Genomic DNA, 13,783 nt, shown 5'->3' on the forward strand with positions numbered 1-13,783 from the left:
GACACGATGTACGCGTGCGTGCCGACGAGCGGGTTGCTCACCTCGACTTTCGCGCGGCCGATCTCGATGCCGTTGCGGAGCACGATCACGCGCTGGTCGGGCACGCTGAGCACCATGGAAATCGGACCCGTGGGCGAAGCATCGGGATTCCAGCTGTACATCTCGCCATTCATCAACGGCGCAACCGCAAGGTCCTTGCCGTTGCGCGGGTCGATCGGGATCACCGCGCTCGGGTGAACCACCGTCACCGGCGCCGTGCCCTCTTCCGCCACCACCACCGTCATGCCCATGTTTGTCGCCGCGAACAGCAGCTTCGCGAATTCGGTGGGCATGTGCACGCAACCGTGCGACTCCGGGTAGCCCGGCAGGCCACCGGCATGCAGCGCCACGCCGTCCCAGGTGAGCCGTTGCTGGTACGGCATCGGCGCCGCGTTGTAGACGTTGGATTTGTGGTCCTTGTCTTTCTGCAGGATGGTGAATACGCCGGTCGGCGTTTCATGGCCCTTCTTGCCGGTGCTGACCGTGGTCACGCCGACGAGGATGCCGTTGCGGTACGCGTAGGCCTTCTGCTCGGTGAGGCTCACGATGACCGCCATGGGGCCCGGCGCCATGGGCGCACCACCCCAGATCCATTCGCCGGGCTTCAGTGCCGACGGCGGCGTGTCCGCCGGGCTGGATTGCTTCGCACCCCAGGTGGGCACGGCGGCAACCGCGGCGTGTGTAGCGGTGGCAATGGCCACGCACAGGACGAGGCGGGCGAGCAGGCGGGTCATGGCGGAACTCCCTGGGTGCTTTGGGCGTCGAGGGTAATGCCTTCCACCGGCTTGCCGCTCTCAGCCAAAGGTATGGTCCGGCGGTGTCCGGCCTCGCCCGTGAGGATACTCAGCATCGCGCCGCGCGCACCTGGCGCACGACCCAACGGGCCAAAGGCGACGTCACGACACCAGCCGAGGGGCGTGTACCCCGACTGGAAGAGCGGAGTGAGCCAGCGGCTCATGCGCTGGTAGATGCGGACGTGGGCGTGCCGCTGCCTGCGGTAGGCGTCGAGCGCGGTCTCCAGCGTCGCGTGGGCAGCCAGTGCATCGGCCAGCGCAGCGGCGTCGAGCAAGGCCATGTTCACGCCCTGCCCCAGCTGCGGGCTCATGGCGTGCGCGGCGTCGCCGATGACCACGAGCCGCCCGTGGTGGGGCGCCCGCAGCACCACATCCCTGTAGCGGGCGCGGTTGAGCTGATCGGCGTGTTCGAGGTGGGCGAGATGGGGCGAGATGCCGGGCCAGATACCGTGTACCGCCGCCTTCATCGCGGCCACGCCGGCGTCGTCGAAAGCATCGACCTGGTCGCCGGGCAAGCTCCAGTAGAAGGTGACCCAGCGACCCTCATGGCCCGGCCGCGTGCCGACCGGCAGCATGCCGATCATGGCACGGGTGCCGGCGTAACGCTGCAACAGCGTCGTCGGATCGGGCCAGTCGTCGATGCGCAGCAGGCACCACACCGCGCCCCAGCGGTAGAGCGATTCGCGGCGCACGTTGCCCGTGCAATGGGGGCGAACCGCGGAGTGCGCACCGTCCGCCGCTACCACGAGGTCGAACGGACCATGCCAGCCGCCCGCATCGTCCTCGAGTTCGTGCGTTTCGTCGTCGTAGCGGGTGATGCGCACGCCGGTGCGCACACGGCGCGCATCGGCATGGGCGCCCCGTAGCAGCTCGAACAAAGCACCCCGCGTCATGCCGAGGCCAAAGCAGCCTTCACGGCGATCGGCGTAGCGCATATCCATGACCGCACGCCCACGCGGTGTGTGGCCCTGCAGTTGGTCGATCCGCTGGCCCAGCGCCAGCGCCTGGTCGCCGAGGCCCATCCGGTCGAGCACGGCCAGCCCGGTGGGCTGGAGCAGGAAACCCGCGCCGACCGGGCCCAGCGACGGGCTCTTTTCGAACACGGTAACCTCATGGCCCTGGGCGGCGAGCAGGATGGCGCTGGCCTGCCCCGCTGTTCCATAGCCCACGATCGCGATTTTCATGGCACCTCCCTGTCTTTGCCGAGCATAGCAAGCCGGTTTGTCGAAGTCGGCCCGGCTCGTTCGACGGGAAGGTAGAGACCCCGTTTGCAACGAGGAGCCGCCCGTGACGCTGAAGCTGTATGCCCACCCGTTTTCGTCGTATTGCCAGAAGGCGCTGATTGCTCTGTACGAAAACGGCACGCGGTTCGAATGGAAGATGCTTTCACCCGAGACGCCGGAGATTTATGCGGAGTTCGCCGAACTTTGGCCCCTCCGGCGGTTCCCGGTGCTGGTCGACGGCAAGCGCGTGGTCACCGAAGCCAGCACCATCATCGAGTACCTGCAGCTTTACCACCCCGGGCCCGTCGCCCTGCTGCCGGAGGACCGCAAGGCCGCGCTGGAAGTGCGTAACCTCGACCGCTTCTTCGACAACTACATTTCCACGCCACTGCAGGCGGTCGTGAACGACGCCATGCGGGCGGCCCATCAGCACGATCCGCTTGGCGTGGCCCAGCACCGCGCGCTGCTGGATACCGCGTATGGCTGGCTGGACGGATATCTCACCGGAAGGACCTGGGCGGTGGGCGATGCGTTCAGCCTGGCCGATTGCAGTGCCGCGCCCTCGCTGTTCTATGCCGACTGGACCCATCCGATCGATCCGCGTTTCACGCACATCCACGCTTACCGGCAGCGGCTGCTCGCACGGCCGTCCTTCGCGCGGGCCGTCGACGAAGCCCGCCCCTATCGCGCGCTCTTCCCCCTTGGCGCGCCCGATCGCGACTGACCAGGAGATACCGCATGAGTGCAGAACCCCTGACCCCCGCCACCGTCCTCGCCGCGCGCAGCCCCATGCGCATGCCGAATGAGAGCGCCGAGTACCGCGCCGCGCGCACGGCGCTGCTCGCCGAAGAAATCGAGCTGCGCCGCCAGATCGAACGCGTCGCCGAACAGCGCCGCGCGCTGCCACCCGGTGGCGCCGTCACCGGTGACTACCAGTTCATCGGCGCCCATGGCCCCGTCGATTTCAAGGGACTGTTCGGCGACAAGCAGACCCTCGCAACGTACAGCTGGATGTTCGGCCCGCAGCGCGAGAAACCCTGCCCGATGTGCACGTCGCTGCTCTCCGCCTGGGATGGCGAAGCCCGGGACATCGAACAGAACATGGCGCTCGCCGTGATCTCGCGCTCACCGGTCGAACGCATGCAGGCGTTCGCGCGCGAGCGTGGCTGGCAGCACCTGGCGTTCTATACCGATGCGAACGGCAACTTCAGCCGCGACTTCTACGCGATCGACGACCAGGGCAACGACATCCCCGGCTTCAACGTATTCACCCGCCGCGACGGCAGCGTGCGCCACTTCTGGTCCGGCGAGATGGGCTTCGAGTCGTCGGATCCCGGCCAGGACCCGCGTGGCGCGCCCGACCTGATGCCCCTGTGGACCGTGATCGATTGCACGCCTGAAGGACGCAGGGCTGACTGGTATCCCAAGCTGGATTACTGAGCGCTCACCACCGTAACCGCTCTTGTGGGAGCGTGCTTGCACGCGATGGGACCTCGCGACAGGCCACATCGCGCGTGAGCGCGCTCCCACACACGGCTATCGGGGCTTGACTCGCCGGGGATTCCGCGCTTAGATACTTAGCAACTTTGCTAAATAGCGAAACATACATGGCCATCGACCAGGTGTTCGAAGCCCTAGCCTCCCGGCCGCGCCGGGAGATCCTGGCCTACCTTTCCGCCACGGAAATGACCGCGGGCGAGATCGCCAGCCGCTTCGACATGAGCGCACCATCGATCTCCCGGCATCTTTCGGTGCTGGAGGCCGCGGGCCTGGTCAGCAGCGAAAAGCGCGGCCAGTTCGTCGTCTACCAGCTCAACCGGGACAGCCTGGTCAACACGCTCACCGGCTTCGCCTTCGAGATCTGCCCCGTGGGCAAGCCGCTGAAGCGCGAATCGCGCCGCATCGCCACGAAGAAAACCACCGGCTGACCGCGCCGGCGCCATCGGAAAGGGGAGTTTCCATGTCGTACCGTTCGCAAGCCACCGCATCGTTTCCCTCCGCCACGATCGTTCCCGCCGCAGGCGGGCTGCCCGTCGAGGTGAACCTCATCGCCCAGCTCGGGCATGGCGCCGGCAGCCAGGTGGCCGCCTCGGCGGGTGCGCTCCAGCGCGCGCATCCTTCCTTCATCGATGAGCTTGATGAACCCTCGGCGCGCCTGGGTGGAACCCATTTCGAGCAAGGCGACGCGACGTCGCTCTACACCTGCGCCGTGGGGGCAAAGGGCCACCCGTTCCATCGCCATGCCGGACATCGCGTGTTCACCGCGGTTTCTGGCAGTGGTGGCGCACTCCTTCGCTTCAGCACGGCTACCTCGGCCGAACTGGAGAGCGACCCGGCGAACTTCGCGCGGGCGCTTCGCCACGTGACCATTCCGCCGGATTGCCTTTTCACCGTGCGCTTCGGCGGAGGCACCTGGCACCAGTTCCTGCCGCTGCGCACGCATGGCAGCCATCCGGCATTCTTCGCACTCTCGTGCCACACGAACGAGCTGGGCGGCGCGCTTGATCCCGCGTTGCGCGCGCAGGTGCTGGCTGGCGATGCAAGCATTCCGTCGCTGACCGAGGTGTTGCCGGAGGCCGTGCAGGCGTGGATGGAACGGATGCCTGCTGACCAGCTGCACGTGCCGGTCGTCGCACTGTCGCTCGAAGCGGCGCCGGATTCGCTGCAGGTTTCCCTGTGCGGCTTCGCCCGCAGGGTGATGGGAGCGATGCGCGCGCGGCTTGCCACGCTGCGTCGAGCCGGTGGCTTCCTCCGGGAAACGCTGGGATGGCAGACGGTGGTGGAGCTGGATGCGGCGGATCCGGATTCGCTACTTCGCGGGCAGCTGGCCGACGGCTTCGACCATGAAGATACTTTCCGCCTCGTGGTCGCGGAGCGACTGCCGGAAAGCACGCGTGCCGAGGTGCTACTGGCCGCGATCCTTGACGGGTTCGTCAACGACCCACCGCGCGGCGTCACCCGGCTGATGGCGCTACGGAACGCGCTCGTGAAGCCGCTCGGTCTGCGCACGTCGCCACTGGGGTGCCCGGTTTCCTCCCTGCTTGGGCCGGTCGACGCGAACGTCTTTGCCGGTCGCTTCCCCGTCCACGCGCAGCAGGTGGCCCTGGATGGCTCTTACGCACAGGTCATCCTCGGCGCGAACGACCGCCACCTGCGCTTTCGTTCCTGCGTCGCGGTGCGCGTCGTGAACGGCCATGCCGACGTGGCGCTGGGAACGCGCGTGCACTGCCACAACACCTTCGGTCGCCTCTACATCCGCGCGATCCAGGGCGTGCACCGCCGCTATGTCAGCCCGTCGATGATGCGACGCGCGGTGTCGTATGCGTTCGCGTTGCCTCACCAGCCGGTCGTTTACCGGCAACGAGTCAGCAACACGGCAAGCCGTTCCTGTGCGGCAGGGTCGTCGACGGCGGTGTCACCCAGTATCTGGTCACTGAAGTAATGTAGCAGGCGATCGCGAAAACCGGTGTCTGACGGGATAAGTCCGGCGAGCGCGGTGGGAATATCGAGGTTCCACGTCGCCACGCCATTGACGGTCCACGGCACGGCATGGTCTTCCGACGAGACCGCCTTGAGATGCGTACCGTCAGCCAGCGTGACGTCTACCTGGTATCGCGTCTGGCCGCCGTCGGACAGTTCGACTTGGTAACGCTTGTCCAACGCCGCACGGACGTCGTCCGCCCTCGTGCCCTTGTGGCAACTGCGCTCCAGGGCCTCCTGCGTCGTGCGATCGAGCCATTGGTCTTCGCTGACGGGTTCTGCACGCAACGCGCGCAGTAGGTCGTCCACGGGGTTGTAGGTGTCGGCATCGTCGGCGTCGTCGGGATCGGGCTGCCAGGCGACGCCTTTCATGCGTCCTTCGAACGTATTCCGGTCTTCGCCATGGCTGGCGTGGCTGGCCGTGACACGACCCTCGTACCGGTAGGCAGCACCGCGTGGCGCGATCGACACACGGGCCCCCCTGCTATCGAACATGCCACTCTCGCTTACGCTGATGTCGATGCGCCGGACGGGCGGAGATGCTGCCAGCGCTTGCGAGGCGAGAAGGAACAACGCGGCGGCCATGCCGCCCGAACAGGCCAACCTCAGCATCCTGCGTTCCCCCGTGGTCTGGCGGTAGCGTACAACGCGGCCGCCAGGCCACGGCAAGCGTCAGGCCGCTTCAAGCGTGAAGTAAGCCACCTCGCGGCGCAGGCTCTCGGCGCTTTCGCGCATGGCGCGGCTGGCCGAGGCGGCCTGCTCGACCAGGGCGGCGTTCTCCCGGGTGGTTTCGTCGATCACGACGATCGCGCCGTTGACCTGTTCGATGCCGCTGGTCTGGCCCTGCGTCGCTGCCATGACATCGGCCACCAGGGTCGACAGGGCGCTGACCCGCTCGCCGATGCCGGAGAGCACCGCGCTTGCGCGGTCGACCGACTGGACGCCGGCCTGCACGGCCTCGTCGCTGGAGGTGATCAGCCCGCGGATGTCACGCGCGGCGGCGGCACAGCGCTGCGCGAGCTCGCGCACCTCGTGGGCGACGACCGCGAAGCCGCGGCCATGCTCGCCGGCACGTGCCGCTTCCACCGCGGCGTTCAGCGCGAGCAGGTTGGTCTGGAAGGCGACCTGGTCGACGAGGTCCAGCACTTCACCCATGCGCTCACTACCCTGCTGGATCGCGCGCATGTTGTCGATGGCGTCGAGGGCGACACGCTGGCCCTCATCGGTCATCGCGCGTGCCTCGACCACCGCATGGTTCGCGGCGGTCGCATGACCGAGGCCACCGCGCGCGGCGTTAGCCATGTCGCGCATCGACGATGAGGTGTGCTCGAGGTGCTCGGCCTGTGTGCGCGTGCGATCGTTGAGGGCATCGTTGCCCTGCGCGATGCCGCTGGCCACCTGGGCCACGTGATCGGCGCGGTCGCGGACCTGCACGACGACGTTGCCCAGCTGTGCGTCCATGGCCGCCAGCGAGGCGAGCAGGTCGCCGATCTCATCGGTGCGGCCCACGTCGATGGGGGTGCCCAGCGTGCCACGCGCGATGGCGGCCGCCACTTCACGCGCCTGGCGCAGGCGGCGCTGCAGCGAGCGGATGATAGCGAGGTCCATGACGCTGGCGATCAGCAGGGCCACGCCCAGGAGGATCGCGGAGAACACGGCGCCACGGTGGACGTCGGCCTGCTGTGCCTCCGCCTCGGCCTTGCCGCCCGTGAGCGCGAGCTGGAACAGGTTGGAGAAGTCGCTCTTCAGCGGACCGACGGCGGACTGCACGTCGTTGGAGAGCTGCAGCGGCGCGATGTCGTACTGCTCCGCCTTGAGCAGCTCGACGACGCCGTTGACGGCTTCGTCAGCCGCCTTGCGATGTTCGGCGGCCAGTGCCACGAGCTTCTTCTGCTGCTGGCCTAGTCCGCTGGCTTCCAGTTCCTTCCACTGCTTGTCGATGTCGTGGCGGTTGGCCTGGATGGCGGTCACCGCGTCGTCGGTCGCCGAGGGCAGCCGCGCCAGCGTGGCGTGGACGAGCGAATCAAGCAGGTCGTTGTAGTCGTTCTGTATGCGGCCGACGTTCGCGACCGGCGCCAGCGTCTCGCCGACGACGGACTGCAGGCGCCCGTTGGCCTGGCGCAGCTGGAGGCCGCCGACGATCCACAGGGCGAGCAGCAGGAGGATGGTGCCGGCGAGGCGCAGGGCTAGCCGCGCGCGCAGGGTAAGCGTGGGGAGATGGATAAGAGGGAGGCGCATGGGGGTGGCTCGGGGGTGGGGACAGCACACCCATCGGCCGCATTTTCGGCAACTTTAGACCCGATATCTAAAATTACTCTTTTATTTCAATGGCTTGAATATGGTGTGACGCGAGGATGTCGTCGTCGTTCCGCCACGTCACCACGTGCATGCCCAGGCCGGCGTTCTTGGCGACGCGCTTGGCGGAGGCCGCCAGGCTCGCGACCGCTTCGGCATCGGCGGGAAACTCGTCGCCGAACCACGCGACGCCCACTGCCACTGTCGTGATCGGGAAGAAGCGGCGGTGCCCATGGCGGTCGTCGCTCTCGATGCCACCGCGCTCGCGGTCGACATCATCGAACAGGTTGCCGGCCATCGCGTTGAAGCGAACCCGCATGCCGTCGCAACGCGACGACCAGTCGGCGCCCTGGAACACCACCATGAAATCGTCGCCACCGATATGGCCGACGAAGTCGGCATCGTGGCGCAGGTCGCCGGTGAGCACGCTGGCCAGCAGGCGGATCATTTCATCGCCGCGGAAGTAGCCGTACTGGTCGTTGAAAGGCTTGAAGTTATCGAGGTCGAAGTAGGCGGCGGCGAACGGCCGCCCGGCCTGGAGCAGGCGCCCGATGTGTTCGCTGACCGGCAGGTTGCCGGGCAGGAAGGTCAGCGGGTTCGCATAGCGTGCGGCTTCCACGCGGATCTCAGTGACGCGGCGTACGAGCGATTCACCCGTGCCCAACCCGAGGTAGTGCCCACCCGAGGTGATGATGAAGCCATCGCTGAGGTAGCGCTGGTCTTCGCCGCGGAGGATGTCAGCCATGCTCTGCAACGGCATCTCTTCATCGCACAGCAGCGGCTCGGCATGCATGAAGCTGGTGCACGGCTTGCGCCCGAACAGCTCGCGGGCGAACGGCTGCGCCATGCGCTCGGTGAACGTACGCCGGTTGACGATACCGACGGGCACGCCCGCATCCACCACCGCGACCGCGTGCAGCAGCGGATGTGCCGCGAATACGTCAGCAATATCGTCGTTGCTTTGCCGCGGCGCGACGGCCGGGGCATCGATAAGCATGTGGCCCGCCGTGAGCGGCCGCGCCGAGACGGGCCCACTGGGTCGCGGCGGCACGGGGACATGCGCACGGCGCAGCGCGGCGGCGACATGCTCGGGCACGTTGGCGACGGGCGTATCCGAAGGGCGGGCGATGAGGAAGCCCTGGGCATACGGGATGCCGAGCTCGCGCAACATGCGCAGGTCCGCCTCGTCCTCGACGCCTTCACCGACGAGGTCGGCGCCCAGCGTCTCCGCCACGGTGCACAGCGCGCGCACGATCGCGAGCCGCTCCGCGCTGTTCGCCAGGCCATTGATGAGATAGCGGTCGATCTTCACCACTTCCGGGTGGATCTCGTTCCACATCTCGAAGTTCGAGTGGCCGTTGCCGAAGTCATCCAGGGCCACGCGGACGCCGCGGGCGCGCAGGAAGCCGAGCGCATGGGCCAGCCGGGCGGCGTTCTCCACGATATCGCGCTCGGTGAGTTCGATCGTGACCCGGCCGAGGTCCAGCCCCGGCACGGTCAGCGCGGCGATGACGTCATCGGCGGCCAGGCCCTCGTGCATGACCGCCTGGGCGCTGAGGTTCACGAGCAGTCGCCCTTGAAGCCCCAGCTCGACGAAGCGCTCGGCCACGCGGCGCGCCGCCATCAGTTCGAACTCGCCGAGGCGGCCGCGGGTACGCGCCAGGTCGAGCAGGTCGGTAGGCGTGAGCTCCAGCTGCGGCAGCGCGCAGCGGATCAGCCCCTCGTGGGCCACGACCTCGCCATTCTCCACCCGGATGACCGGCTGGAACACGGCCGACAGCGCGGCCCCGGAGAGGACCTGCTCGATCGGTGACAGCTCGCGGCCGCTGGTGGAATGGCTGGTGGGCATGATGGGATGGCAGGTGAACTGCCCCGTTATCGGCAGCCAGCCATCCTAACTTTAATAATCCGTTCTAAATCAATTATTTCTGATCTGTGACAAGCGATGTTTCAGCCTCGGCCACGGCGAGCGGGTCGATGTTCCATGCATCGGCCGTGAAACCGCCCTCCTGGACATGCAGGGGCGTGTAGCCGCAGTTGCCATGGCGGAAGGCCGAGAAGTCGCTGCTCGCGTGGAGCGTGCCCAAAAGTGCCGAAATCGACTGGCCATGCGTGATGACGGCAACGGTGCGGTAAGGCAAGGCGCGCGCATCGTGCAGCGCGGCCAGCACGCGCGCAGCGACCTCGCGAAGCGACTCGGACCCCGGCGCGGTGGCATCGGGGTCAGTGCAACGGACGACGGCCGTCCACATCGGGTCCAGCGCCATCTGGTCGAAGTTCTGCCCTTCCAGCTCGCCGAACGAACGCTCGACGAGGCGCTCATCGACCGACACCGTGCATCCGGCGATATCCGCGACGATCTCGGCGGTATGTAGTGCGCGCCCCAGGGTCGACGACACCACATGCTCGATGCCGCGCGCGGCGAGCGCACGGCCGAGGCTGCGGGCCTGCGCGATGCCGGCATCGGTGAGCGGGCTGTCCGCGCGGCCCGGCGCGCGGCGTTCAATATTCCAGACGGTTTCGCCGTGGCGGCAGACGATCAGGTGCTCGAGCATCGTGGGGTCTTTGCGGCTCAGGGGAATCCCGATGGTAAACCTCAGCGCAACTGGCTGTCCTTGCTGCCGCGCCGGTTATAGCCACTGAACGTGGCTTCTTCACGGTCGGCGGCCTCCTGGCAGGCGACGCACAGGCGAACGCCGGGCACGGCCTTGCGGCGCGCCTCGGGGATCGGCTTGTCGCATTCCTCGCAGCGCTCGAGGCCGGGACCCTTCGCCATCTGGCTGCGCACGCGCTTCACCGCGTCATCCACGGTGGCGTCGATCTGGTCCTGAACGGCGGTGTCGCCCGCCCAACCGGTTGCCATGGTGCACCTCCCGGCGCGCTTAGCTCTTTCTGTCGGAGCGCGCTTGCGCGCGATGCTCCATAAGTGCGGACAAAAACCTACGTTTCAACAGGTTAGGTCTTCGCGGCGTGAATCGCGAGCGAGCGCGCTCCCACAGAAAGGTGCGCGGCTACGAGACAGCTTCAGGCGCGCGGTTCGTCGTACAGGCCGAACTCGGTGATGCCGGGCTGGCGGCCCTTTACCCACAGGCGCACGCGGGTGGCCGTGGTTCGCGGGATCTCGTGGAACTGGTAAGCAGCAGGCGTGGCGCCGCTGGCGATATCCACCCATGCACCGCCCTGCTCCACTTGCGCCTTGTAGGCGGTGATGCGGCTGGTGCTGCCATAGTCCTTGTCGTCGCGCGGCTCCACGATCGACAACGTGTTGAACGCGACGGGCGCCTGGAAGCGCACTTCGATCCAGCCCTCTTCCTTACCGCGGTCGGCAAGCCAGTACGTGCGGAAGTTGTCGTCGAAGGCGAGATCGGGACCGACCGCTTCATCGCTGGCACTGGCCCATGCGGGCTTGCCCGCGGCGAGATTGGGCGTGGTGATGGTCACCTGTTGCGTGATTTCCGCGACCTTGCCTTCCGGCTTCCACAGCTTGCCGATCTCGGCGAGTCGGGCCACGGCGTTGTCGTCGAAACGGCCATCGCGGTTCGGCGCCACGTTGAGGATCAGGTTGCAGTGGTTGGCGTTGAAGGGTTTCAGCCAGTCATCGACGATGGTCTGCGCCGATGCGAGTTCGGACGTCGGGTAAGCCTTCTTCCAGAACCAGTCGCTTTGCAGCGTGGTGCCCGATTGCGACGGCACGGGGCTGTCGGGCGGGATCTTCTGCCCGGCGTGCTGCTCGTATTGCTTGATGTCCGTGTAGTACAGCGCGGTGCCAGGATAGCTGCCTGCGTTGTGGTCGGTGAGCAGGCAATCCGGCTGCAGCGACTTCACCAGGTCGTAGATCTCGCGATACGGCAGCTGCTCGTACGAGATGCGCGACCACGAGGCATTCCATCCGTCGAGGATCAGTGCGGTCAGCGGGCCGTAATTCGTGAGCAGCTCGGTGATCTGCGCCTTGATCAGCGCGATCTTCTCCGGCGTGACGGTGCGCGCGCGGATATCCTGGCGCAGGTCCAGGATGGAGAAGTACAGGCAGACCTTGAGGCCGGCTTTACGGAATGCATCGACGTACGCACGCACCACGTCGTGCGGGTACGACGACTGCATGACGTTGGCGCTGCCGGTTTTCGTCGGCCAGAGGCAGAAGCCGTCGTGGTGTTTCGTGGTGAGGCACGCGTAGCCCATGCCGGCGGACTTCGCCGCACTCGCCCACTGCGCGGGATCCAGGTGCTTCGGGTTGAACAGCTTCGGCGAGAGCAGCGGATCGCCCCACTCGCGCTCCTCGAACGTGGCCATGTTGAGGTGGATGAACATGCCGAAGCGGAGTTCGAGGAACGCCTGCTGCAGGTCGCGCAGCTTCGCGGGATCCACCACCACGCCGCGCGACGTCCTGGGTGCCTGCGCGAACGCTTGTTTCACTGGAAACAAACTGCTACCCACTGCGCCGGCGAGCGCCAGCGTCTTTGCGAAATCCCGACGATTCAACACCCTCTCCCCGCGATGGCATGACGCTCGACTTTCACCTGCAACGTCGCGTCATGTCAACGTGAGTTCCCGGAAGTGCGACGGCGATGCGTCCTTGAAGTGTTCCACCAGCAGGTTCACGAACGCGGAGACCTTGGGCGCGACATGGCGCTGCGGTGGATACAGCGCCCACACTTCGGTCGTGCCGCCTTCGATATGGCCCCAGCTGACGAGCCTGCCACTCGCGATGTCACCGGCGATCAGCGATGCGGGAAGCATCGCGGCGCCTACGCCTTCCAGCACCGCGTCGTAGACCATCGCCATCGACGAGAGGCGCAGCACGGTGCGTGGCGCGATGCTCGTGCGCTTCCTTCCATCGACCACGCGCCATGTGTCGCTGCGTGCCATTGCCGGGAGGACGACGGCGGGGAATGCTTCGCCGTCGCGCGGTCGGGTCAGTGCAGGTGGTGCCGCGACGATGTAACCATCGCGCAGGAAGCAGCGACCCGCGAGTTCCGTGGTCGGCCTGGGGTTCGCGCGCACGATCAGGTCGAAACCTTCCGCGAGGGGATCGACGAAGCGATCGTCGGCGACCACTTCCAGGTCCACGGCGGGATACAGCGCCGCATAGCGTGCGGCGAGCCGCCCGACGCCGCGCTGGGCGAACAACACGGGGACGCTGATGCGCAGGCGGCCGCGCGGACCGCCGGCGCCCGCGGCGAGGTCCGCGGCGACGTTGTCGATGTGGCCGAGCATGCCGGCTGTTTCACCATGCAGCAGGCTGCCCTCCTCCGTGAGGCGGAACGGCCGCGCCCCGCGCTCGATCAGGCGCACGCCCAAGGCGTCCTCGAGCTCACGCACCCGGCGCGAAAGCGTGGCCTTGGGCCTGCCGGTGGCACGGCTGGCGGCGCCGAAGCCCCGGTGGGTGGCCACGGCGCTGAAATCGGCCAGGGCGAGGAGGTCCATGGCGGTGTCTCACTAGCGAGACGACGTGTCCCGTTTCGCTGGCTATCGTACCGCATGCGAGACGCGCAACCTGTGCACATTCCACCCCACACAGGAGTCACCCATGAGCATCCTCGTCACTGGCGCCACCGGCTCGGTCGGTTCCGCCGTCATTGAACGCCTCGCCGCCGCTGGCGCCGATGTGCGCGCCCTCACCCGTCGTCCCGACGATTACCGCGGCCCCGCCGGCGTTCGTGCCGTGGGCGGCGAGGCATCCGATCCCAACGCCATCCGCGCCGCGCTGGCCGGCGTCGATACGCTGTTCGTGCTGAACCCGGTGACGGCCGACGAACTCAACCAGGGCCTAACACTGCTGACGCTCGCCCGCGACGCAGGGATCCAGCGCTTCGTGTATCTCTCGGTGCTGAATGCGGAGACCTTCACCGACGTGCCGCACTTCACCGTGAAGTACACGATCGAGCGGATGATCGAGCAGTTCGATCTTCCGGCCACCGTGCTGCGGCCGTCGTACTTCATGCAGAACGATGC

Annotated in this window: 14 protein-coding genes; 5 read left to right on the forward strand and 9 right to left on the reverse strand. The window is 67.1% G+C overall.

Annotation, left to right across the window (positions count from 1 at the left end; translation table 11 throughout):
- Positions 1–773, reverse strand: a 773-nt coding sequence (locus ACTHLF_RS14600; RefSeq protein ID WP_440328074.1) for a L,D-transpeptidase, incomplete at its 3' end; no start/stop codon positions are given.
- Positions 770–2,017, reverse strand: coding sequence for an FAD-dependent oxidoreductase (locus tag ACTHLF_RS14605; RefSeq protein ID WP_440328075.1), 1,248 nt, complete (start codon positions 2,015–2,017; stop codon positions 770–772). The genes ACTHLF_RS14605 and ACTHLF_RS14600, both read right to left, overlap by 4 nt.
- Positions 2,018–2,120: 103 nt before the next feature.
- Between ACTHLF_RS14605 and ACTHLF_RS14610 the strand changes: the two genes are divergently transcribed.
- The 4 genes from ACTHLF_RS14610 to ACTHLF_RS14625 all read left to right on the forward strand — a co-directional run bounded on the left by ACTHLF_RS14610 (position 2,121) and on the right by ACTHLF_RS14625 (position 5,498).
- Positions 2,121–2,780 carry a glutathione S-transferase family protein gene (locus tag ACTHLF_RS14610; protein WP_440328077.1) on the forward strand — a complete coding sequence of 220 codons (660 nt, stop codon included), beginning with the start codon at positions 2,121–2,123 and terminating at the stop codon, positions 2,778–2,780.
- A gap of 14 nt (positions 2,781–2,794) precedes the next feature.
- Positions 2,795–3,496, forward strand: coding sequence for a DUF899 family protein (locus tag ACTHLF_RS14615; protein WP_440328078.1), 702 nt, complete (start codon positions 2,795–2,797; stop codon positions 3,494–3,496).
- A gap of 167 nt (positions 3,497–3,663) precedes the next feature.
- Entirely contained in the window at positions 3,664–3,984 is a 321-nt protein-coding gene (locus ACTHLF_RS14620; protein ID WP_440328079.1) for a metalloregulator ArsR/SmtB family transcription factor, read from the forward strand.
- A 32-nt stretch (positions 3,985–4,016) separates the two neighbouring features.
- Complete coding sequence (locus tag ACTHLF_RS14625) at positions 4,017–5,498, forward strand: DUF2867 domain-containing protein (protein WP_440328081.1); 1,482 nt, start codon at positions 4,017–4,019, stop codon at positions 5,496–5,498.
- On the opposite strand, the gene ACTHLF_RS14630 is transcribed toward ACTHLF_RS14625, so the two are convergent.
- The 7 genes from ACTHLF_RS14630 to ACTHLF_RS14660 all read right to left on the reverse strand — a co-directional run bounded on the left by ACTHLF_RS14630 (position 5,408) and on the right by ACTHLF_RS14660 (position 13,255).
- Positions 5,408–6,148: a hypothetical protein gene (locus ACTHLF_RS14630; RefSeq protein ID WP_440328082.1), complete on the reverse strand. Its 741-nt coding sequence runs from the start codon at positions 6,146–6,148 to the stop codon at positions 5,408–5,410. The two genes, ACTHLF_RS14625 and ACTHLF_RS14630, sit on opposite strands and share 91 nt — an antisense overlap.
- A 60-nt stretch (positions 6,149–6,208) precedes the next feature.
- Positions 6,209–7,774, reverse strand: a complete 1,566-nt coding sequence (locus ACTHLF_RS14635) for a methyl-accepting chemotaxis protein (protein WP_440328084.1) — start codon at positions 7,772–7,774, stop codon at positions 6,209–6,211.
- A gap of 73 nt (positions 7,775–7,847) precedes the next feature.
- Entirely contained in the window at positions 7,848–9,680 is a 1,833-nt protein-coding gene (locus ACTHLF_RS14640) for a GGDEF domain-containing protein (RefSeq protein ID WP_440328086.1), read from the reverse strand.
- A gap of 73 nt (positions 9,681–9,753) precedes the next feature.
- The gene (locus ACTHLF_RS14645) at positions 9,754–10,386 is read right to left on the reverse strand and encodes a histidine phosphatase family protein (RefSeq protein WP_440328088.1); all 633 of its coding nucleotides are present in this window, start codon (positions 10,384–10,386) and stop codon (positions 9,754–9,756) included.
- Between the two features lie 41 nt (positions 10,387–10,427).
- A complete protein-coding gene (locus ACTHLF_RS14650) occupies positions 10,428–10,694 on the reverse strand; it encodes a DksA/TraR family C4-type zinc finger protein (protein ID WP_440328090.1) in 267 nt (88 codons plus the stop codon).
- Positions 10,695–10,855: 161 nt separating this feature from the next.
- Positions 10,856–12,244, reverse strand: coding sequence for an alpha-L-fucosidase (locus tag ACTHLF_RS14655; RefSeq protein WP_440328091.1), 1,389 nt, complete (start codon positions 12,242–12,244; stop codon positions 10,856–10,858).
- Between the two features lie 117 nt (positions 12,245–12,361).
- Entirely contained in the window at positions 12,362–13,255 is an 894-nt protein-coding gene (locus ACTHLF_RS14660) for a LysR family transcriptional regulator (protein ID WP_440328093.1), read from the reverse strand.
- A 103-nt stretch (positions 13,256–13,358) separates the two neighbouring features.
- Between ACTHLF_RS14660 and ACTHLF_RS14665 the strand changes: the two genes are divergently transcribed.
- Positions 13,359–13,783, forward strand: a 425-nt coding sequence (locus ACTHLF_RS14665) for an NmrA family NAD(P)-binding protein (RefSeq protein WP_440328095.1), incomplete at its 3' end; no start/stop codon positions are given.

Source organism: Luteibacter sp. (assembly GCF_051958795.1).
GTDB lineage: Bacteria > Pseudomonadota > Gammaproteobacteria > Xanthomonadales > Rhodanobacteraceae > Luteibacter.

Excerpts from the sequence above, each read along its gene's own strand:
- ACTHLF_RS14605 (WP_440328075.1), bottom strand. The coding sequence starts at position 2,017 with ATGAAAATCGCGATCGTGGGCTATGGAACAGCGGGGCAGGCCAGCGCC.
- ACTHLF_RS14615 (WP_440328078.1), top strand. The coding sequence starts at position 2,795 with ATGAGTGCAGAACCCCTGACCCCCGCCACCGTCCTCGCCGCGCGCAGC.
- ACTHLF_RS14620 (WP_440328079.1), top strand. The coding sequence starts at position 3,664 with ATGGCCATCGACCAGGTGTTCGAAGCCCTAGCCTCCCGGCCGCGCCGG.
- ACTHLF_RS14625 (WP_440328081.1), top strand. The coding sequence starts at position 4,017 with ATGTCGTACCGTTCGCAAGCCACCGCATCGTTTCCCTCCGCCACGATC.
- ACTHLF_RS14630 (WP_440328082.1), bottom strand. The coding sequence starts at position 6,148 with ATGCTGAGGTTGGCCTGTTCGGGCGGCATGGCCGCCGCGTTGTTCCTT.
- ACTHLF_RS14635 (WP_440328084.1), bottom strand. The coding sequence starts at position 7,774 with ATGCGCCTCCCTCTTATCCATCTCCCCACGCTTACCCTGCGCGCGCGG.
- ACTHLF_RS14640 (WP_440328086.1), bottom strand. The coding sequence starts at position 9,680 with ATGCCCACCAGCCATTCCACCAGCGGCCGCGAGCTGTCACCGATCGAG.
- ACTHLF_RS14645 (WP_440328088.1), bottom strand. The coding sequence starts at position 10,386 with ATGCTCGAGCACCTGATCGTCTGCCGCCACGGCGAAACCGTCTGGAAT.
- ACTHLF_RS14650 (WP_440328090.1), bottom strand. The coding sequence starts at position 10,694 with ATGGCAACCGGTTGGGCGGGCGACACCGCCGTTCAGGACCAGATCGAC.
- ACTHLF_RS14660 (WP_440328093.1), bottom strand. The coding sequence starts at position 13,255 with ATGGACCTCCTCGCCCTGGCCGATTTCAGCGCCGTGGCCACCCACCGG.